The organism is Halomonas sp. JS92-SW72, assembly GCF_003547075.1.
Classification (GTDB): Bacteria; Pseudomonadota; Gammaproteobacteria; order Pseudomonadales; family Halomonadaceae; genus Halomonas; species Halomonas alkalicola.
Map to the genome: position 1 here is coordinate 2156588 of NZ_CP032147.1, position 19133 is coordinate 2175720.

20 protein-coding genes and 1 tRNA gene are annotated in these 19133 nt (G+C 68.5%); 17 read left to right on the forward strand and 4 right to left on the reverse strand.

Features of this window, described 5'->3' with window-relative positions:
* Positions 1-54: 54 nt before the first annotated feature.
* Positions 55-366 (forward strand): septal ring lytic transglycosylase RlpA family protein, encoded by a 312-nt coding sequence (locus D1793_RS10095; RefSeq protein ID WP_240407834.1) that lies wholly within the window; start codon positions 55-57, stop codon positions 364-366.
* A gap of 22 nt (positions 367-388) precedes the next feature.
* Here D1793_RS10095 and D1793_RS10100 read toward each other — a convergent pair whose 3' ends face one another.
* The 3 genes from D1793_RS10100 to D1793_RS10110 all read right to left on the reverse strand — a co-directional run bounded on the left by D1793_RS10100 (position 389) and on the right by D1793_RS10110 (position 2278).
* A complete protein-coding gene (locus tag D1793_RS10100; RefSeq protein WP_119022045.1) occupies positions 389-1033 on the reverse strand; it encodes an alternative oxidase in 645 nt (214 codons plus the stop codon).
* Between the two features lie 127 nt (positions 1034-1160).
* Positions 1161-2033, reverse strand: coding sequence for a glutathione-dependent disulfide-bond oxidoreductase (gene yghU / locus D1793_RS10105; protein ID WP_119022046.1), 873 nt, complete (start codon positions 2031-2033; stop codon positions 1161-1163).
* Positions 2034-2191: 158 nt separating this feature from the next.
* Positions 2192-2278, reverse strand: a tRNA-Leu gene (locus D1793_RS10110).
* 116 nt (positions 2279-2394) lie between these two features.
* Here D1793_RS10110 and queA point away from each other — a divergent pair.
* From queA to secF, 5 genes are all read left to right on the forward strand, one after another.
* Positions 2395-3450: a tRNA preQ1(34) S-adenosylmethionine ribosyltransferase-isomerase QueA gene (queA, locus tag D1793_RS10115; protein ID WP_119022047.1), complete on the forward strand. Its 1056-nt coding sequence runs from the start codon at positions 2395-2397 to the stop codon at positions 3448-3450.
* 10 nt (positions 3451-3460) lie between these two features.
* Positions 3461-4579, forward strand: a complete 1119-nt coding sequence (tgt, locus tag D1793_RS10120; protein ID WP_205527681.1) for a tRNA guanosine(34) transglycosylase Tgt — start codon at positions 3461-3463, stop codon at positions 4577-4579.
* Between the two features lie 126 nt (positions 4580-4705).
* Positions 4706-5038: a preprotein translocase subunit YajC gene (yajC, locus tag D1793_RS10125; RefSeq protein WP_119022049.1), complete on the forward strand. Its 333-nt coding sequence runs from the start codon at positions 4706-4708 to the stop codon at positions 5036-5038.
* A gap of 153 nt (positions 5039-5191) precedes the next feature.
* Positions 5192-7042 carry a protein translocase subunit SecD gene (gene secD, locus D1793_RS10130; RefSeq protein ID WP_119022050.1) on the forward strand — a complete coding sequence of 617 codons (1851 nt, stop codon included), beginning with the start codon at positions 5192-5194 and terminating at the stop codon, positions 7040-7042.
* Between the two features lie 9 nt (positions 7043-7051).
* Positions 7052-7978: a protein translocase subunit SecF gene (gene secF, locus D1793_RS10135; protein ID WP_119022051.1), complete on the forward strand. Its 927-nt coding sequence runs from the start codon at positions 7052-7054 to the stop codon at positions 7976-7978.
* 99 nt (positions 7979-8077) lie between these two features.
* Here secF and D1793_RS10140 read toward each other — a convergent pair whose 3' ends face one another.
* Positions 8078-8872, reverse strand: coding sequence for an inositol monophosphatase family protein (locus D1793_RS10140; RefSeq protein ID WP_119022052.1), 795 nt, complete (start codon positions 8870-8872; stop codon positions 8078-8080).
* A gap of 205 nt (positions 8873-9077) precedes the next feature.
* Between D1793_RS10140 and D1793_RS10145 the strand changes: the two genes are divergently transcribed.
* The 11 genes from D1793_RS10145 to hisS all read left to right on the forward strand — a co-directional run bounded on the left by D1793_RS10145 (position 9078) and on the right by hisS (position 19114).
* The gene (locus D1793_RS10145; protein ID WP_119022053.1) at positions 9078-9821 is read left to right on the forward strand and encodes an RNA methyltransferase; all 744 of its coding nucleotides are present in this window, start codon (positions 9078-9080) and stop codon (positions 9819-9821) included.
* 115 nt (positions 9822-9936) lie between these two features.
* Positions 9937-10806, forward strand: a complete 870-nt coding sequence (gene cysE / locus D1793_RS10150) for a serine O-acetyltransferase (protein ID WP_240407647.1) — start codon at positions 9937-9939, stop codon at positions 10804-10806.
* 97 nt (positions 10807-10903) lie between these two features.
* Positions 10904-11374, forward strand: a complete 471-nt coding sequence (iscR, locus tag D1793_RS10155) for a Fe-S cluster assembly transcriptional regulator IscR (RefSeq protein ID WP_119022054.1) — start codon at positions 10904-10906, stop codon at positions 11372-11374.
* A gap of 34 nt (positions 11375-11408) precedes the next feature.
* Entirely contained in the window at positions 11409-12566 is a 1158-nt protein-coding gene (locus D1793_RS10160) for an IscS subfamily cysteine desulfurase (protein WP_119022055.1), read from the forward strand.
* 58 nt (positions 12567-12624) lie between these two features.
* Entirely contained in the window at positions 12625-12951 is a 327-nt protein-coding gene (locus tag D1793_RS10165; RefSeq protein WP_119022056.1) for an iron-sulfur cluster assembly accessory protein, read from the forward strand.
* Positions 12952-13150: 199 nt separating this feature from the next.
* Positions 13151-13576, forward strand: coding sequence for a nucleoside-diphosphate kinase (gene ndk, locus D1793_RS10170; protein WP_119022057.1), 426 nt, complete (start codon positions 13151-13153; stop codon positions 13574-13576).
* 71 nt (positions 13577-13647) lie between these two features.
* Positions 13648-14775, forward strand: coding sequence for a 23S rRNA (adenine(2503)-C(2))-methyltransferase RlmN (gene rlmN / locus D1793_RS10175; RefSeq protein ID WP_119022058.1), 1128 nt, complete (start codon positions 13648-13650; stop codon positions 14773-14775).
* A gap of 118 nt (positions 14776-14893) precedes the next feature.
* A complete protein-coding gene (gene pilW / locus D1793_RS10180; RefSeq protein ID WP_119022059.1) occupies positions 14894-15646 on the forward strand; it encodes a type IV pilus biogenesis/stability protein PilW in 753 nt (250 codons plus the stop codon).
* A 30-nt stretch (positions 15647-15676) separates the two neighbouring features.
* Complete coding sequence (locus tag D1793_RS10185) at positions 15677-16642, forward strand: RodZ domain-containing protein (RefSeq protein WP_119022060.1); 966 nt, start codon at positions 15677-15679, stop codon at positions 16640-16642.
* 8 nt (positions 16643-16650) lie between these two features.
* Entirely contained in the window at positions 16651-17763 is a 1113-nt protein-coding gene (ispG, locus tag D1793_RS10190) for a flavodoxin-dependent (E)-4-hydroxy-3-methylbut-2-enyl-diphosphate synthase (protein WP_119022061.1), read from the forward strand.
* A gap of 40 nt (positions 17764-17803) precedes the next feature.
* Entirely contained in the window at positions 17804-19114 is a 1311-nt protein-coding gene (gene hisS, locus D1793_RS10195) for a histidine--tRNA ligase (RefSeq protein ID WP_276110331.1), read from the forward strand.
* Positions 19115-19133 lie beyond the last annotated feature (19 nt).

Below are 19133 nucleotides of genomic sequence, written 5' to 3' on the forward strand. Positions count from 1 at the left end.
CTGTTACTCGCCTGCTGCCTGACAGGCGCATTGACCCTCGGTACCCAGGCGGCCATGGCCCATGAGGCCGAGCCCGATATCCAGGAAGGCTACGCCTCCTTCTATCACGACAAGTTCCAGGGGCGGGCCACCGCCAGCGGTGAGCGGTTCGACCAGAACCAGCTGACCGCCGCCCACCCCGACCTGCCCTTCGGCACCGAAGTCGTCGTGACCCGGCCCGACACCGGCCGCGAAGTCACAGTGGTGATCAACGACCGCGGCCCCTTCGTGAAGGGGCGCGTCATCGACCTCTCCAAGCGCGCCGCCCGCGAGCTCGGCATGCTCCATCGCGGCGTGGCACCGGTCATCATCACCGCCCTCAACTGAGGCAGGCACCACCGCCCGGCGCTCAGCGACCGCCGGCGATCTGGTCGGCAAAATCGTGATTGACGTCGCGATGGCCGGCCTCGTCGGCCCTCACCGCCTCGACCACCTCGCGAAGGCGCGCATCGGCCGGCAACTTCCAGTAGTCGATGGCGATCTGCGGCGCCGGAATATTCTCGTACTTGCCGCTATCGATGCCCTCGAGATACTCGGTGTAGCTGATCACCGCCTCCTCCTCGAGATAGCCCACCACCCGGTGGGCCGTCCTGCTGGAACACAGGTAGAGCAGGAAGAAGAGGTTGTAGAACACCCCCTGGGCCAGCACGATCAGCCCCCGCTCCAGCCGGGTGGGCCGCGCCACCTCGATGAAGGTCATCAGGTGCATGCGCTCGTTCTCGGCCTCGTCGAGCAGGGTCCGAATCCAACCGTCGTCATCCTTCAGGCGCCGCAGCGCACGCAGGTGCTGCAGGGTGCCGCCGACCATCCCCGGCACCGCCGCCACCGTCTCCAGCACCACGGCACGATGACCATAGCGTCCGGCGAAGAAGAGGTCGGCGAAGAAACGCATGAAGCGCACCAACCGGTAGGCAAACCGGTCTGAAAGCCCGCTGGGGCGGTGATGGCGGCGAAGGGGCGTTGCGGACGGCGAGGGCGCGTCACTGGAACTCATCAAGCACACTCCTTGGCTTCGTTGGCAGGGCGGCCTCGATGACCGGGCCTCCCTCACCGACTGCCGTCCTGCCAGACGGTTCCCTTCACCGCGGCGTGGGGCAGCACGCCACGCGGCTCGCCGGCCCTCAGCTCCCGGGCTCGAGCCGGTCCTGGGTGCGCGTCGCGAAGTCGCCGGCGTCATGGCGCTCGTGGAGCTGCTCCGAGGGCTCCCCGAAGGTGCGATTCACCATGCGCCCGCGCTGTACCGCTGGCCGGGCGTCGATCTCCTCGGCCCAGCGCCGCAGGTGCCGATACTCCTGCACCTGCAGGAACTCCCCGGCATCGTAGAGCCGCCCCAGCGCCAGCTGCCCATACCAGGGCCAGGTGGCGATATCGGCGATGCTGTAGGCGTCGCTCCCCAGGTAGCGGCTCTCGGCCAGGCGACGGTCCAGCACATCGAGCTGGCGCTTGGCCTCCATGGCAAAGCGGTTGATGGGGTACTCGAACTTCTCCGGGGCATAGGCGTAGAAGTGGCCGAAGCCGCCGCCCAGGTAGGGAGCGCTGCCCATCTGCCAGAACAGCCAGCTGAGGGTCTCGGTGCGCTCGGCAGGGGCGCCCGGCAGGAATTCGCCGAACTTCTCGGCCAGGTAGAGCAGGATCGACCCGGACTCGAAGACCCGCTGGGGCGGGTCGACGGTGTGGTCCATCAGCGCCGGGATCTTGGAGTTGGGGTTGACCGCCACGAAGCCGCTGCCGAACTGGTCGCCATCGCCGATGCGGATCAGCCAGGCGTCGTACTCGGCGCCGGCATGGCCCAGCGCCAGCAGCTCCTCCAGCATCACCGTGACCTTGACCCCGTTGGGCGTGCCCATGGAGTAGAGCTGCAGCGGGTGCTTGCCCACCGGCAGCGCCTTGTCGTGGGTGGGCCCGGCGATGGGGCGGTTGATGCTGGCGAACTTGCCGCCGCTGGGCTGCTCCCACTGCCATACCCGGGGCGGAACGTAGGCGTGATCGCTCATGCTGACTCCATTAGCAGGGACATGGTATGTGCCACTCACGATACCCCGCCGCGCCCGGCACCGCGAGCCCGGGGGGCGCCGACGGAAGGGCCCGCATAAACGCAAACAGCCGCCCGAAGGCGGCTGTTCTGGAAGTCTGACCTGATGAAGCGTCACGCTGGTACCGGCGGTCGGACTCGAACCGACAAGAGGTTGCCCCCGGCGGATTTTGAATCCGCTGCGTCTACCAATTCCGCCACGCCGGCAACGCGTGACGCATTATACGTGGGCCCTTCAGCAGGTCAATCTGGGTCCTGACTTCCCCCGATCGAGCCGGTATCCTAGGCGGCTTGCCCCGAGCCACCGGATCCCGATACCCGCCATGCAGCGCGCCGACTTCCACTTCGAGCTCCCCGACGAGCTGATTGCCCGCTACCCCTCCGAGCAGCGCAGCGACTGTCGCCTGCTGTGCGTCGACGGCGAGAGCGGCAAGCTGGCCCATCACCGCTTCCCCGACCTCCTCGAGCTGCTCGAGCCCGGCGACCTGCTGGTGTTCAACGACACCCGGGTGATCCCGGCGCGGCTGCACGGCCACAAGGCCAGCGGCGGCAAGGTCGAGATGCTGCTGGAGCGCCCGCTGGACGCCCACCGCGGCCTGGCCCACCTGCGCTCGAGCAAGTCGCCGAGGCCCGGCACCGAGCTGATCTTCGAGGGCGGCATCCGCGCCGTGGTGGAGGGGCGCCGCGATGCCCTCTTCGAGCTGCGCTTCCTCGGCGAGACGCCGCTGATCACGCTGCTCGAGGCGCACGGCCATATGCCGCTGCCGCCCTATATCGACCGCGAGGACGAGAGCACCGACCGCGAGCGCTACCAGACCGTCTACGCCCGCCGCGCCGGCGCCGTGGCCGCCCCCACCGCGGGGCTGCACTTCGACGAGCCGCTGCTCGAGGCGCTTGCCGCGAAGGGGGTAGACCGCGCCTTCGTCACCCTGCACGTGGGCGCCGGCACCTTCCAGCCGGTGCGCGTGGACGATATCCGTGAGCACGTCATGCACAGCGAATGGCTTGAGGTGGACGAAGAGGTCTGCGCCAAGGTGCGCGCCGCCCGGGCCGCCGGCCGCCGGGTGATCGCCGTGGGCACCACCAGCGTGCGCTGCCTGGAGAGCGCCTGCATGAAGAGTGCCACCGGCGAGATCGCCCCCTACCGCGGCGAGACCGACATCTTCATCTACCCGGGCTACGAGTGGCGCTGCGTGGACGCCCTGATCACCAACTTCCACCTGCCGGAGTCCACCCTGCTGATGCTGGTTTCCTCGTTTGCCGGCTTCGACACCACCATGGCGGCCTACCGCGAGGCGGTGGCCGAACGCTACGCCTTCTTCAGCTATGGCGACGCGATGTTTCTAACCCGCAAGAGCGCCGAGACCCCTCATGCGTAACGAATGCTTCATGACCTTCGAGCGCCTGGCCAGCGATGGCCGGGCGCGCCGCGGCCGCCTCACCTTTCCCCGCGGCACGGTGGAGACCCCCGCCTTCATGCCGGTGGGCACCTACGGCACCGTCAAGGGCATGACCCCGGTGTCGGTGGAGGAGATCGGCGCCGAGATCATCCTCGGCAACACCTTCCACCTCTGGCTACGCCCGGGCACGGAGGTGATCGAAGCCCACGGCGACCTGCACGACTTCGCCCAGTGGCACAAGCCGATCCTCACCGACTCCGGCGGCTTCCAGGTCTTCTCGCTCGGCGCCATGCGCAAGATCACCGAGCAGGGGGTGCACTTCCGCTCGCCGGTGGACGGCGCCAAGGTGTTCATGGGGCCCGAGGAGTCCATGGCGGTACAACGTTCGCTGGGCTCCGATGTGGTGATGATCTTCGACGAGTGCACCCCCTACCCGGCCACCGAGAAGGAGGCGCGCCTCTCCATGGAGCGCTCCCTGCGCTGGGCGCAGCGCTCGCGGGACGCCCATGGTGATTCCCCCTCGGCGCTGTTCGGCATCATCCAGGGCGGCATGTACCCCGAGCTGCGCGAGCAGTCGCTCAAGGGACTGCTCGACATCGGCTTCGACGGCCTGGCCATCGGCGGCCTCTCGGTAGGCGAGCCCAAGGAGGAGATGATCCGGACCCTCGACTACCTGCCCACCTGGATGCCGGCGGAGAAGCCCCGCTACCTGATGGGCGTCGGCAAGCCGGAGGATCTGGTGGAAGGGGTGCGCCGCGGGGTCGACATGTTCGACTGCGTGATGCCGACCCGCAACGCCAGGAACGGCCACCTGTTCACCTTTGATGGCACGGTGAAGATCCGCAACGCCAAGCATCGCTTCGATACCCGGCCGCTGGACGACGAGTGCGACTGCTACACCTGCCAGCACTTCTCCCGGGCCTACCTCCACCACCTGGACCGCTGCGGCGAGATGCTCGGCTCGATGCTCAACACCATCCACAATCTGCGCCATTACCAGCGCCTGATGGCCGGTTTGCGCGGTGCCATCGAAGCGGGTACATTGGCCAACTTCGTGGAAGGCTTCTACGCACGGCGCGGCCTGCCGGTGCCTCCCGCCCCGAATTGATAGCGTCCGGTGCCGGCCCCTGGCGGCCCGACACCGGACGAGACTGCCACGCCCAGGCGGGCAGCACCCCTTACCCATCCCGACCTTTCATGCCAACTGTTCATACCAACCAGGAGACACCCACCCATGCTGGATTTCTTCATCGCTCCGGCCTACGCCCAGGATGCCGCTGCCGGCAGCGGCATGGCCCAGATCGTCATGCTGCTCGGCTTCGTGCTGATCTTCTACTTCCTGCTGTGGCGCCCCCAGGCCAAGCGCGCCAAGCAGCACAAGCAGCTGATCGGAAGCCTCTCCAAGGGTGACGAGATCGTCATCGGCGGTGGCGTGCTGGGCCGCATCACCAAGGTGAGCGACGACAGCGAATTCCTGACCATGGAGATCGCCGAAGGCACCCAGATCAACGTGCAGAAGAACGCCGTGGCCGCGGTGCTGCCCAAGGGCACCATCAAGGCCATCTGAGCCGTGCCCTTCCGGCCCCGCCCCTCGCGGCGGGGCCGCTTCTGATCGCCGCGGCACCCCCGCGGCGATCATGACGTTCTAGACGTCATCCTCCTAACGTCCGCAACGCACGTTGTCAGAAAACGTTGTCAGCAACCTGAGGGCAGGGCTCGCATGCTCAACCGTTACCCACTGTGGAAGTATCTGCTGATACTGATCGTCCTCGCCGCCGGCCTCATCTACTCGCTGCCCAATCTCTACCCCGAAGACCCGGCAGTGCAGATCAGCAGCGCCAGCGGCGACACCACCATCGATGACGGCGAGCTGGAGCGCGTCCAGCGCGCCCTGAGTGACGCCGGCATCACCATCAAGGCCGTCGAGCGCGACGCCAGCAGCGTGCTGATCCGCCTCGCCGACGCCGACGAGCAGCTCCAGGCCCGCGATCGCATCGCCGCCATGCTCGACGACGATTTCGTGGTGGCACTGAACCTCGCCGAATCCACTCCCGCCTGGCTGCAGGCGCTCTCCGCCTCGCCCATGACCCTGGGCCTCGACCTGCGTGGCGGCGTGCACTTCCTGCTGGAAGTGGACATGGACGCCGCCGTGACCCAGCGCCTCGAGGTCAACGCCAGCGCCATGCGCGAGCAGCTGCGCAGCGAGCGCATCCGCTATCGCGGCACCGAGATCGAGGGACGCACCCTCACGCTGACCTTCACCACCGAAGAGGACCGCGACGCGGCCCGCCGCCTGATCAGCCGCGAGTTCCGCGACTTCGACTACCAGAACGTGGGCGACGGCCGCGGCGCGGCGCTGGCCATGACCCTCACCGACCAGGCGGTCAACGAAATCCAGGACTACGCGGTCAACCAGAACCTCACTACCCTGCGTAACCGGGTCGACGAGCTGGGCGTGGCCGAACCCATGGTGCAGCGCCAGGGCCCCGACCGCATCGTGGTGGAGCTGCCCGGCGTGCAGGACACCGTGGCCGCCAAGCGGGTGGTGGGTGCCACCGCCAACCTGGAGTTCCGCCTCGAGGCGCGCCCGGACACCCCGGACGCCGAGACCGAGACCTTCGCGTTCCGCAACGACGAATCCCGCACCGCCGACCTGATGCGCGACGTCATCATCACCGGTGACAGCGTCTCCAGCGCCAGCCGCAGCTTCGACGAGAACGGTCGCCCCCAGGTCAACATCAACCTGGACGGCACCGGCGGCACCCTGATGAATCGCGCCACCCGCACCAACATCGGCCGCAACATGGCGGTGCTCTTCATCGAGCACAAGACCCGCGACCGCGTGGAGGTGGTCGACGGCGAGGAGGTGATCGTCCGCGAGCCCTACACCGAACGCGGCCTGATCAGCCTGGCCACCATCCAGAGCGCGCTGGGCAACAGCTTCCGTATCACCGGGCTCGATTCGCCCACCGAGGCCGCCGAGCTCGCCCTGCTGCTGCGTTCCGGTTCGCTCGCCGCGCCGATCTACTTCGTGCAGGAGCGCACCATTGGCCCGAGCCTGGGCGCCGAGAACATCAAGCGCGGCGTGATGTCGGTGCAGATCGGCCTGCTGCTGGTGGTGCTCTTCATGCTGATCCGCTACAAGGTGTTCGGCATCATCGCCAACGTGGCTCTGGCGCTGAACCTGACCCTGCTGATGGCGGCCATGTCGCTGCTCGGTGCCACCCTCACCCTGCCCGGCATCGCCGGCATCGTGCTGACCCTGGGGATGGCGGTGGACGCCAACGTGCTGATCTTCGAACGCATACGCGAGGAGCTGCGCGGCGGGCTCTCGGTCCAGCAGGCGATCCATGCCGGCTATGAGCGCGCCTTCACCTCCATCGTCGATGCCAATATCACTACCCTGCTGGTGGCGGTGATCCTGTTCTCGATCGGCACCGGCCCGGTCAAGGGCTTCGCGGTGACCCTGTCGCTGGGGATCATCACCTCGCTGTTCACCGCCCTGCTGGTGACCCGCGCGATGGTGAACCTCGTCTACGGCGGCAAGCCGGTCAAGAAGCTCTGGATCTAAGAGGTGCTCATGAAAACCCTGATCAACCGACAGTTCGACTTCATGGGCAAGCGCCGGATCGCCTTCGCGATCTCCGGCCTGCTGATCCTGGCGTCGATCGTCTCGCTGCTGTTCCAGCAGCTCAACCTGGGGCTGGACTTCACCGGCGGCACCCTGGTGGAGGTGCGCTACGCCGTGGCGCCTTCGCTTGAGGCCGTGCGCCAGACCCTGGAGGCCGCCGAGTTCCGCGACGTCTCGGTGCAGACCTTCGGCGCCTCCACCGAGGTGCTGATCCGCCTGCAGCAGGCCTTCGACCCCGAGGTGGGCGATCGCGTGGTGCAGCTGCTGCGCTCCGGCGGCGACAGCGTCGAGCTGGTGCGCGCCGAGTTCGTCGGCGCCCAGGTGGGCGAGCAGCTGCGCGACCAGTCGGGCCTCGGCCTGCTGGTGGCGCTGGGCATCGTGATGCTCTACGTGGCGTTCCGCTTCCAGTACAAGTTCGCCATCGGCGCCCTGCTGGCGCTGATGCACGACGTGATCATCGTGGTCGGCATCTTCTCGCTGTTCCAGCTCGACTTCGATCTCACCGTGCTGGCGGCGCTGCTGGCGGTGATCGGCTACTCGCTCAACGACACCATCGTGGTCTACGACCGCATCCGCGAGACGATCCGCAAGTCGCGCATCGACGACATGCCGGCGATCTTCAACGAAGCGATCAACATGACCCTGTCGCGCACCCTGGCGACGTCCGGTACCACCCTGCTGGTGCTGATGGCGCTGCTGCTGCTGGGCGGCGACATGATCCACCACTTCTCCATCGCCCTGATCATCGGCGTGGTGGTGGGGACCTTCTCCTCCATCTACGTGGCCGCGGCCCTGCTGATCGCCGTGAAGCTGCAGCGCGAGGACCTGATCCCCGCCAAGAAGGAGGACGCCGAGGCCGAGGAGGAGCTGCCCTGACCCGGGCACACGCCTCTGGCTTCACGCAGAAACAGAAAACCCCCGCAGGGCATCCCTGCGGGGGTTTTCGTTATGGCCTCGCCACGCCGGGCGTGCGGCCTAGAAGTGCGGCTTGAGCTGCTGCACCAGGGCCTTGTAGAGGCGCGGGCCCGCGGCCATCAGCTGGCCTTCCACCTCGACCCTGGGCTGACCGTCCGGGGTCCCCATCAGGGCACCGGTCTCCTTGAGCAGCAGGCTGCCCACGTGCATGTCCTGCTCCTCCAGGCCCAGCACGAAGGCGGCATCGGCGCGACCGGCGGCCAGCTCGGCCAGATCCAGCAGGCCGCTGCCCGAGGCGCGCTGCACCTCGATGATCGGGCCCAGCTGCTGGACCAGGGTCAGGTAGGCCGGCAGGTTGCGCGGGCGCAGCCAGGTCTCCGGCAGCCCCATGGCGATGCGGGCGCCGCCCACGGCGTGGGTCTTGGGCACGCGGATGCGCTTGCCGTTGTGCTGGGCACCGCGGCCGCGACTGGCCAGGTACTCGTCATCACTGAAGGGGCAGATCACCACCGCATGCTCCGGGCGGCCCTTGATCAGGCAGACCACCGACAGCGCAAAGCCGGAGGCGGCCACGCCGAGGTTGGAGTAGCCGTGGAAGGGTTCGATCTTCCACAGGGTGTCGCTGCCCTCACCCTCACCGGCACGGTGGGGCGTGAAGCGGCCGACGACGCCGTGCTGGGGGTAGCCGCGGGAGAGCTGATTCACGATCAGCGACTCGGCGTTGCGGGCGGCGTCCTCGAGCAGGCGGTCGAGGTTGCTCTCTTCGTGGGCATTCTCGATACGCTCGCGAATGCGCAGGAACTGTTCGCCGGCGCTGCGCGCGGCGCGCAGCGCATATTGGACCATCGGATGCATGATCGGGCCTTGGGGAGTCGGTGGTGTTAAAGAACGGGGAGGTTCGTGAAAGCGTTCGGCTGGAACGGTCGGCGCGAATCCTAGCAGACGCGGCCCGATTGCGCCACGCCGGCGCGCGACCGGCCCGGCGGCAGAGGCGTTGCAACATGCTAGACTCTGTCGCCCAGATTCATCGGCCCGATTCATTTCGCCCCAGGGAACCCTCATGCTCGACCGTATCCGTATCGTCCTGATCGGCACCAGCCACCCCGGCAACATCGGCGGCGTCGCCCGCGCCATGCACAACATGGGGCTGGCCGACCTGGCCCTGGTGGCACCCCGCTGCGAGCCGGTCACCGCCGACAGCGTATCGCGGGCCTCCGGCGCCGACCACCTGGTCAACGGCGCCCGGGTGGCCAAGACCCTGGAGCAGGCGGTCGCCGACTGCACCCTGGTGGTGGGGGCGAGCGCCCGTTCGCGCACCCTGCCCTGGCCGATGATCACCCCCCGCGAGCTGGGCGGCCGACTGCCGGCGGAGCTGGCCGGCGACGGCGCCCGGGTCGCCCTGGTCTTCGGCCGCGAGGACAGCGGCCTGACCAACGCCGAGCTGCAGCGCTGCCACGCCCACGTGCACATCCCCACCAACCCCGACTTCAGTTCGCTGAACCTGGCCGCCGCCGTGCAGGTGCTCGCCTACGAGTGCCGCCTGGCCTGGCTGGCAGGCGAAGAGGCTCCCGCCGAGGAGCCCGGGCAGGCGCTGGCCACCCACGAGGAGTTGGAGCACTACTTCGCCCACCTGGAGCGCACCCTGATCGCCATCGGCTTCCATGACCCGGCCATGCCGCGCCAGCTGATGGCCCGCCTGCGCCGCTTCACCCTGCGGGCACGCCCCGAGCGCATGGAGCTCAACATCCTGCGCGGCATCCTCTCCGATACCGAGAAGCTGGCCCCGCCCCGGGACGATACCTGAGGCGATTCCAGGATGACGCCCGAGGCCGTGCCTTGAAGGAGGCCTACCGCGCCCCCACACTGAGACCATTGCCCGCGGCGGATGCCGCCCTGCCCCCCACCCCAAGGACCGCTGCATGTTTCAACGTCTGCGTGAGGACATCAACAGCGTTTTCGACCGCGACCCGGCGGCGCGCAACTTCCTGGAAGTGCTGACCAACTACCCGGGCCTGCACGCCCTGCTGATCCACCGCCTGAGCCACTGGCTGTGGCGGAAGAACCTCAAGTGGCTGGCCCGCAGCCTCTCCACCTTCTCGCGCTGGCTCACTGGCATCGAGATCCATCCGGGCGCCAGGATCGGCCGGCGCTTCTTCATCGATCACGGCATGGGCGTGGTGATCGGCGAGACCGCCGAGGTGGGTGACGACGTCACCCTCTATCAGGGCGTGACCCTGGGCGGCACCAGCTGGAACAAGGGCAAGCGCCACCCGACCCTCGCCGATGGCGTGATCGTCGGGGCCGGGGCCAAGATTCTCGGTCCCTTCACCGTGGGCGCCGGCGCCAAGATCGGCTCCAACGCCGTGGTCACCAAGGAGGTGCCCGCCGGCGCCACCGTGGTGGGCATCCCCGGCAAGATCGTCAAGCGCACCGAGCCCGACGCCGCCGAGGTGCTGGAAGTGGACCCCGAACGCCGCGAGGCGATGCGCCGCAAGTTCGGCTTCGACGCCTACGGCATCAGCGAGGACATGCCGGACCCGGTGGCGCGCTCGATCCAGGCGATGCTCGATCACATGCACGCGGTGGACGAGCGCATCGAGCGCATGTGCCAGACCCTGCGCAAGGTGGATGCCAGCTATCGCGACGGCCGCCTGCCGGAGCTGCGCGACGAGGACTTCGCCGACATCCTCGACGATGCCGACGCCTGCGCCATGCCCGAGAAGGCGCCGGCCGCCAGGGAAGCACCGGCGACCACCAAGGGCGACGACGGCCGCGGCACCAATGGTTGACCATAGCACTCGGTCTTTACCATAATGCTTGCTTGACCACGCTCCGCAGCGGAGCGCCCGTTCACCGACCGCCGACCCGTTCGGCGCCGAGGTCGCCATGCGCCTGACCACCAAGGGACGCTACGCCGTTACCGCCATGCTCGACCTGGCCATGCACGCCCAGGCGGGGCCGATCAGTCTGGCCGACATCTCGAAGCGCCAGGAGATCTCGCTCTCCTACCTGGAGCAGCTGTTCGCACGGCTGCGACGAGCCGAGCTGGTGGCCAGCGTGCGCGGCCCCGGCGGTGGCTATCTGCTGGCCAGGGCGCCGGAGACCATCTCGGTGGCCCGGGTGATCGACGCGGTGGACGAGTCGGTGGATGCCACCCGCTGCGGCGGGCTCTCCGACTGCCAGCAGGGCGACACCTGCCTGACCCACCACCTGTGGTGCGAGCTCTCCGAGCAGATTCACGGCTTCCTGGAAGGCATCACCCTGGGGCAGCTCGCGGCCCGCCAGGAGGTCCAGAAGATCGCCGACCGCCAGCGCGAGCGCCTGGACGCCGGCGACGTTTTCGCCTCGGCGCCCTGAAGGCGCCCCACCGAGCGACACGATACCCGAGTCCATGACCACACCCGTCTATCTCGACTACGCCGCCACCACGCCCGTCGACCCCCGTGTCGCCGAGCTGATGAGCCGCCACCTGACCCTCGATGGCATCTTCGCCAACCCCGCCTCGCGCAGCCATATGCTGGGCTGGCAGGCGGAGCAGGCGGTGGAGAATGCTCGCCGCCAGGTGGCCGACCTGATCGGCGCCGATCCCCGCGAGATCGTCTGGACCAGCGGCGCCACCGAGGCCGACAATCTGGCGCTGATCGGCTACCTGCGGGCCAACCGCCACCGCGGCCGCCACCTGGTGACTTCCATCATCGAGCACAAGGCGGTGGTGGATACCGCCCACGCCCTCGAGAGCGAGGGCTTCGAGGTGACCTGGCTCACCCCGGGGCGCGACGGCCGCGTCACGCCCGAGCAGCTGCGCGAGGCGATGCGTGAGGACACCGTGCTGGTGTCGCTGATGGCGGTGAACAACGAGCTGGGCGTGATCCACGACCTGGCGGCGCTTGCCGAGGTGGCCCACGCCGGCGGCGCGCTCTTCCACGTGGATGCCGCCCAGGCGGTGGGGCGCCTGGACCTCAACGTCGAGCGACTCGGCATCGACCTGATGTCGCTCTCCGGCCACAAGGCCTACGGCCCCAAGGGTATCGGCGCCCTCTACGTCCGGCGCGACCCGGACATCCGCCTGGAGGCGCTGATCCACGGCGGCGGCCACGAGCGCGGCATGCGCTCCGGCACCCTGGCCACCCACCAGATCGTCGGCATGGGCGAGGCCTTCGCCCTGGCCGGCGCCGAGGGCGAGGCCGACCAGGCGCGCATCACCGCCCTGCGCGACCGCCTGCTGGCGGGCCTGGCGGATCTCGACGGCATCCACCGCAATACCGCGGTGGAGGTGGCGGTGCCCAACATCCTCAACCTGGCCTTCGAGGGCGTCGACGGCGAGTCGCTGCTGATGGCACTGCGCGACCTGGCCCTCTCCACCGGCTCCGCCTGCAACTCGGCGAGCGTGGAGCCGTCCTATGTACTGAAGGCCATCGGCCTGCCGCGGTCGCTGGCGCTGGCCTCGCTGCGCTTCAGCTTCGGGCGCTTCACCACCGAAGCGGACATCGACACGGCGCTTTCCGCGCTGCGCCACGCCCTGACCGGGCTGCGTCGCCAGGCGATCTAGCACCGTCCCAGGCCCATCCACCGACTCACGGCCATTCCACCGACCCCAGGAGAGACCCATGGCGCATTTGACCATCACCCCCGCCGCCGCCGACCAGATCCGCCGGGTGCTCGCCGAGCGCGGCGAGGGCCTCGGCCTGCGCGTCTCGGTCAAGCCCAGCGGCTGCTCCGGCTACAGCTACGTGCTCGACTTCGCCGACCAGGCCGCCGACGACGACACCTGCTTCGAGGAGCACGGCGTCCGGGTCTTCGTCGCCCCCGAGGCGCTGGAGATGCTCGACGGCAGCGAGGTGGACTACGTCAACGAGGGGCTCAACCGCTTCTTCCGCTTCAACAACCCCAACGTCAAGGACCAGTGCGGCTGCGGCGAGAGCTTTACGGTCTAAACCACGAGGTCGCCGGGTCAGCGCCTCGCAATCAGCGACGATTGTTCAACGCCGCCCCGGAGCGGTATAATCCGCGCCCAATCGGCGTCAGCCGCCGAGCTTCATCAGATTCACCGCGCCGCCCACGCTCCGATCCGGGAGCCCACGGGCGGCGCGGCGCTATTCCTCCACCCCCTCATCCCCTACTGGAGACATGCCCATGGCTACCCAGCGCACCCTGTCCATCATCAAGCCCGACGCCGTTGCCAAGAACGCCATCGGCGAGATCATCGCCCGCTTCGAGAAGGCCGGCCTCCAGGTCGTCGCCGCCAAGATGCTGCACCTGGACGACGACAAGGCCGGCAGCTTCTACGCCGAGCACAAGGAGCGCCCCTTCTTCAAGGACCTGGTCGGCTTCATGACCTCCGGCCCGGTGGTGGTCCAGGTGCTCGAGGGCGAGGACGCCGTCGCCAAGAACCGTGAGCTGATGGGGGCCACCAACCCCAAGGAAGCCGCGCCGGGCACCATCCGCGCCGACTTCGCCGAGACCATCGACGCCAACGCCGTGCACGGCTCCGACTCCCCCGAGTCCGCCGAGCGCGAGATCGCCTATTTCTTTGGTGCCGACGAGATCTGCCCGCGCTGATCGCGTCACCCCCGGGCGGGGGCCTAGCCCCCGCCTCCCCTGCCCCTCCCTTTCCAGACCCGCTGATCGCCATGACCGCAGATACCGCACCCCAGAAGACCAACCTGCTCGGCATGTCTCGCGAGGAGATGGAAGCCTTCTTCCTCTCCATCGGTGAGAAGAAGTTCCGTGCCGCCCAGGTGATGAAGTGGATTCACCACGAGGGCTGTGACGACTTCGCGGCCATGACCAACCTCTCCAAGGCGCTGCGCGCCAAGCTCGCCGACGTCGCCGAGATCCGCGGCCCCGGCGTGGTCTACGAGGGCACCTCCAGCGATGGCACCCGCAAGTGGGTGCTGGAGGTCGAGGATGGCAGCTACGTCGAGACGGTGCTGATTCCCGCCGACAACGGCAAGCGCCGCACCCTGTGCGTCTCCTCCCAGGTGGGCTGCTCGCTGGACTGCAGCTTCTGCTCCACCGGCAAGCAGGGCTTCCAGCGCAACCTCACCGCTGCCGAGATCATCGGCCAGGTGTGGGTCGCCCAGCGCAGCGTGGGCCCGCGCAAGGACACCGCCAACCGCCCGGTCACCAACGTGGTGATGATGGGCATGGGCGAACCGCTGCTCAATTACGACAACGTCGTGCCGGCCATGAAGCTGATGCTCGACGACAACGGCTACGGCCTCTCCAAGCGCCGCGTCACCCTCTCCACCTCCGGGGTGGTGCCGATGCTCGACAGGCTCGGCGACGAGCTCGACGTGAGCCTGGCCATCTCGCTGCACGCCGCCAACGACGAGCTGCGCAGCGAGCTGGTGCCGCTCAACCGCAAGTACAACATCCGTGCCCTGCTGGATGCCTGCCACCGCTACCTGGCCAAGTGCGACGACACCCGCATGGTCACCGTCGAGTACACGGTGATCAAGGACGTGAACGACCAGCAGCAGCATGCCCAGGAGCTTGCCGAACTGCTCCGCGAGCTGCCCTGCAAGATCAACCTGATCCCCTTCAACCCCTTCCCCCACTCCGGCTACGAGAAGCCCTCGCGCAATCAGGTCGTGCGCTTCCAGCAGTGGCTCTACGAGCTCGGCTACACCGCACCGATCCGCACTACTCGCGGCGACGACATCGACGCCGCCTGCGGCCAGCTGGTGGGACGGGTCAAGGATCGCACCAGGCGCCACGAGCGCTATATCCAGTCGATCCAGATCGACGCCGACTGAGCGGGCAGGCCGCCTTGACTTCAACAGGTCACAACGCTTTGATGGTCAGGCTTTTGATCGCCCCCGCCTGCCCGCGGCCAGCCGCCGGAGGCCTCGTGTCGACCCTGGGGAGAACACCATGACGCGCCGTACTCGCCTGCCAGGAACCTCACGGCTGCCCACCCTGGCCCTGCTGCTGGGCACCCTGTGGCTCGCCGGCTGTGCCACCCAGACCCAGGGGCTGGCCGGCAGCGAGCGTGACACCAACCCCGCCGATGCCCACACCCAACTGGGCGTGGCCTACCTGGAGCGCGACAACCTGCAGCGCGCCATGGGGGCCCTGGACCGCGCCCTGGCCATCGCCCCCAACGACCCGGAGGCGCTGCAGGCCATGGCCATGGTCTACCAGCGCCAGGGCGAGCGTCAGCTGGCCGACGAGACCTTCCGCCGTGCGCTCTCGGCGAATCGCGACTTCACTCGGGGGCGCAACAACTATGCGGCCTTCCTCTATGATCAGGGCCGCATCCGCGAGGCCTGCGAGCAGCTCGAGCTGGCCTCGAACGATGCCCAGTACCCGGCCCGGGCCCAGCTCTTCGCCAACCTGGGGCAGTGCCAGCGCGAGCTGGGCGACCTCGAGGCGGCCCGGCAGAGCCTCGAGCGCGCCCAGAGCATCGACCCGCGCAATCCGCGCAGCTATTTCACCCGGGCCGAGCTCGAGTATGCCGCCGGCAACCATGAGCTCGCCCAGCAGCAGATCGACACCCTGATTCGCCTGGCCGGCCCGAACCCCGAGGCGCTGCGCCTGGCACGTCAGATCGCCGAGGCCCGCGGCGACCGGGCCTCGGCGGCCTTCTATTCCGAACAACTGGACGGCCGCTCCGGCACGCCCTGATCCAAGACTCTAGACGAAGGATGCTCAGCCATGAGCGACACCCAGACACCGGACCCCGCGGATACTGCCATTTCGGCCTCACCGGGCGAACAGCTCAGGCAGGAGCGGGAATCCCAGGGCCTCTCGATCACCGAGGTAGCCACTGCGCTCAACCTGCGCCCGGCGGTGATTCGCGGGCTGGAAGAGGACAACTATGAGGAGGTGCCGGTCGCCACCTATCGGCGCGGCTACCTGCGCGCCTACGCCCATCTGCTCGGCATCGACGAGGGGCCGGTGCTGGCGGCCTATCGCGCCCGCTCGGGCGGTGAGGAGCTCGAACGGCGAATCGCCCCGGTGCAGGTCACCCGGCCGCCGTCGCGCATCGGCGCCTGGCTGTTCCGGCTGGTCACTCTGCTGGTGATCGCCGGCCTGCTCGGCCTGACCCTGATGTGGTGGCAGAGCCGCGGCGGCAACGAGCCCCCCGGCATCGGCGACAGCAGCCCGGTGGCCGTGGACGGCCTGGATGGCACCACCACCACCATTGCCGAGCCCGAGGCCCCCGCGGTGACCGAGGCCCCGGCCACCGAGAGCCTGCCGCCGCTGCCCGAGGAGGGTGAGGGCCTGGGCCTGGTGGAAGACCCCGACGCCCTGGCCGATGCCCCCGCCGACGTCGACGCCGACAGCGCCCTGGCACTGGCCGATGCCGAGCCCGAGATGGTCGACGAGGCCGCCATCGATGAAGCTCCCATGGAGGAGGAAGCCAGCGCCACCGACCCGCGTCAGCTGGAGCTGACCTTCAACGAGCAGTCCTGGACCGAGATCTTCGATGCCAACAACCAGCGCATCTTCGTCGGCCTGCAGGAACCCGGCACCACGGCGAGCGTCGAAGGCGAACCGCCCTTCCGCCTGACCGTGGGCAACGCCACCGGCGTCGAGCTGATCTGGGCAGGCGAAGCCGTGGACCTCGCGGCCCGCGCCGGCGCCAACAACGTCGCTCGTTTCACCCTGGGAGATTGACCGTCACCATGCACGCCCCATCCCCCATCGTTCGTCGCAAGTCACGCCAGATCCACGTCGGCCAGGTCCCGGTCGGGGGTGATGCCCCTATCTCCGTGCAGAGCATGACCAACACCAACACCCTGGACGTGGCCGCCACCGTGGCGCAGATCCGCCGCCTCGAGGAGGCCGGCGCCGACATCGTGCGCGTCTCGGTGCCCGACATGGATGCCGCCGAGGCCTTCGGCAAGATCAAGCGTGAGGTGTCGGTGCCCCTGGTGGCCGACATCCACTTCGACTACAAGATCGCCCTGCGCGTCGCCGAGCTCGGCGTCGACTGCCTGCGCATCAACCCCGGCAATATCGGCAGGGAGGAGCGCGTGCGCGCCGTGGTCAGCGCCGCCCGGGACAACGGCATCCCGATTCGCATCGGCGTCAACGCCGGTTCGCTCGAGAAGGACCTGCAGAAGAAGTACGGCGAGCCCACCCCGGATGCGCTGGTCGAGTCCGCCATGCGCCATATCGACCACCTCGACCGCCTCGACTTCCAGGAGTACAAGGTCAGCGTCAAGGCCTCCGATGTGTTCATGGCGGTGGCCGCCTACCGCAAGCTGGCCGGCCTGATCGAGCAGCCGCTGCACCTGGGCATCACCGAGGCGGGCGGGCTGCGCTCTGGCACCGTCAAGTCCTCCATCGGCCTCGGCCTGCTGCTGATGGACGGCATCGGCGACACCATCCGGGTGTCGCTCGCCGCCGACCCGGTGGAGGAGATCAAGGTCGGCTTCGACATGCTCAAGAGCCTGCGCCTGCGCGCCAAGGGCATCAACTTCATCGCCTGCCCCAGCTGCTCGCGCCAGAACTTCGACGTCATCGGCACCATGAACGCCCTGGAGGAGCGCCTCGAGGACGTCAGGACGCCGCTGGACGTCTCGGTGATCGGCTGCGTGGTCAACGGCCCGGGCGAGGCCAAGGAGAGCGACATCGGCCTCACCGGCGGCTCGCCGGCCAACCTCGTCTACATCGACGGCAAGCCGGCCTCCAAGCTGCGCAACGACCACCTGGTCGATGACCTGGAGCGGCTGATCCGCGACAAGGTGCGCGAGAAGGAGCAGGCCGAGCAGGACATGATCGCCCGCGGCTGAATCGCAGAGATCGCAGCGGCGACCCATCAAGGAGCAAGCGTTGAGCAAGTCTGACAGTAGCAAGAAGAAGATCCAGGCCATCCGCGGCATGAACGACCTGCTGCCCGAGCAGTCCCCCCTGTGGCAGTACTTCGAGGGCAAGGTGCAGGCACTGCTGGCCCGCTACGGCTACGCCGAGATCCGCACCCCCATCGTCGAGCAGACCGCGCTGTTCAAGCGCTCCATCGGCGAGGTCACCGACATCGTCGAGAAGGAGATGTACACCTTCGACGACCGCAACGGCGACAGCCTGACCCTGCGTCCCGAAGGCACGGCGAGCTGCGTGCGTGCCGCCATGGAGCACGGCCTGCTTCACAACCAGACCCAGCGGCTCTGGTATCAGGGCCCGATGTTCCGCCATGAGCGCCCCCAGAAGGGCCGCTACCGCCAGTTCCACCAGGTGGGCGTGGAGGCCTTCGGCCTGGAGGGGCCGGACATCGATGCCGAGGTGATCCTGCTCTCGGCGCGACTGTGGCGCGAGCTGGGCCTTGCGGAGCACGTTACCCTGGAGCTCAACTCCCTGGGCTCCTCCGCGGCGCGTGCCGCCTACCGCGACACCCTGGTGGCCTACTTCGAACGCCACCATGCGCAGCTCGACGAGGACTCCCGGCGCCGCCTGGGCAGCAACCCGCTGCGCATCCTGGATTCCAAGAATCCCGAGATGGCCGAGATGCTGGCCGGGGCGCCGAAGCTGATCGACCACCTGGACGACGACTCCCGTGCCCACTTCGAGGCGCTCTGCGCCATGCTCGACGCCGCCGGCATCGCATACGTGATCAACCCGCGGCTGGTGCGTGGCCTCGACTACTACGGTCGCACCGTGTTCGAGTGGACCACCACCGCGCTCGGCAGCCAGGGCACCGTGTGTGCCGGCGGCCGCTACGACGGCCTGGTGGAGCAGCTCGGCGGCAAGCCGACGCCGGCGGTGGGCTTCGCCATGGGCATCGAGCGCCTGGTGCTGCTGCTCGAGACCCTGGCGCTGGTGCCCGGGTCCGCCCTCGGCGAGCTCGACCTCTACCTGCTGCCCATGGATGACAGCGCCACCGCCGCCGCCCTGCTGCTGGGCGAGCGGCTGCGCGGCGAGCTGCCCGGCCTGCGCGCCCAGCTGCACTGCGGCGGCGGCAGCTTCAAGAGCCGCATCAAGAAGGCCGACAGGAGCGGCGCCCGCCTGGCGCTGCTGCTGGGCGAGGACGAGCTGTCCCAGGGCACCGTCACCCTGAAGTTCCTGCGCGAGGAGCGCGAGCAGCAGAGCCTGCGCCAGGAGGCGCTGGCCGAGGTGCTGAGCGGCCTGCTGACCTCCCGGGACACCTGATCATTCCGGCACCGGCCCT

What these genes read in the sequence shown, in the direction of transcription:
- secD (WP_119022050.1), top strand. Translation starts at nt 5,192, where the DNA reads ATGCTCAACCGTTACCCACTGTGGAAGTATCTGCTGATACTGATCGTC.
- D1793_RS10145 (WP_119022053.1), top strand. Translation starts at nt 9,078, where the DNA reads ATGCTCGACCGTATCCGTATCGTCCTGATCGGCACCAGCCACCCCGGC.
- D1793_RS10095 (WP_240407834.1), top strand. Translation starts at nt 55, where the DNA reads ATGGCCCATGAGGCCGAGCCCGATATCCAGGAAGGCTACGCCTCCTTC.
- cysE (WP_240407647.1), top strand. Translation starts at nt 9,937, where the DNA reads ATGTTTCAACGTCTGCGTGAGGACATCAACAGCGTTTTCGACCGCGAC.
- D1793_RS10165 (WP_119022056.1), top strand. Translation starts at nt 12,625, where the DNA reads ATGGCGCATTTGACCATCACCCCCGCCGCCGCCGACCAGATCCGCCGG.
- pilW (WP_119022059.1), top strand. Translation starts at nt 14,894, where the DNA reads ATGACGCGCCGTACTCGCCTGCCAGGAACCTCACGGCTGCCCACCCTG.
- rlmN (WP_119022058.1), top strand. Translation starts at nt 13,648, where the DNA reads ATGACCGCAGATACCGCACCCCAGAAGACCAACCTGCTCGGCATGTCT.
- secF (WP_119022051.1), top strand. Translation starts at nt 7,052, where the DNA reads ATGAAAACCCTGATCAACCGACAGTTCGACTTCATGGGCAAGCGCCGG.
- D1793_RS10140 (WP_119022052.1), bottom strand. Translation starts at nt 8,872, where the DNA reads ATGCATCCGATGGTCCAATATGCGCTGCGCGCCGCGCGCAGCGCCGGC.
- yghU (WP_119022046.1), bottom strand. Translation starts at nt 2,033, where the DNA reads ATGAGCGATCACGCCTACGTTCCGCCCCGGGTATGGCAGTGGGAGCAG.
- D1793_RS10160 (WP_119022055.1), top strand. Translation starts at nt 11,409, where the DNA reads ATGACCACACCCGTCTATCTCGACTACGCCGCCACCACGCCCGTCGAC.
- iscR (WP_119022054.1), top strand. Translation starts at nt 10,904, where the DNA reads ATGCGCCTGACCACCAAGGGACGCTACGCCGTTACCGCCATGCTCGAC.
- yajC (WP_119022049.1), top strand. Translation starts at nt 4,706, where the DNA reads ATGCTGGATTTCTTCATCGCTCCGGCCTACGCCCAGGATGCCGCTGCC.
- tgt (WP_205527681.1), top strand. Translation starts at nt 3,461, where the DNA reads ATGACCTTCGAGCGCCTGGCCAGCGATGGCCGGGCGCGCCGCGGCCGC.
- D1793_RS10100 (WP_119022045.1), bottom strand. Translation starts at nt 1,033, where the DNA reads ATGAGTTCCAGTGACGCGCCCTCGCCGTCCGCAACGCCCCTTCGCCGC.
- ispG (WP_119022061.1), top strand. Translation starts at nt 16,651, where the DNA reads ATGCACGCCCCATCCCCCATCGTTCGTCGCAAGTCACGCCAGATCCAC.
- ndk (WP_119022057.1), top strand. Translation starts at nt 13,151, where the DNA reads ATGGCTACCCAGCGCACCCTGTCCATCATCAAGCCCGACGCCGTTGCC.
- queA (WP_119022047.1), top strand. Translation starts at nt 2,395, where the DNA reads ATGCAGCGCGCCGACTTCCACTTCGAGCTCCCCGACGAGCTGATTGCC.
- D1793_RS10185 (WP_119022060.1), top strand. Translation starts at nt 15,677, where the DNA reads ATGAGCGACACCCAGACACCGGACCCCGCGGATACTGCCATTTCGGCC.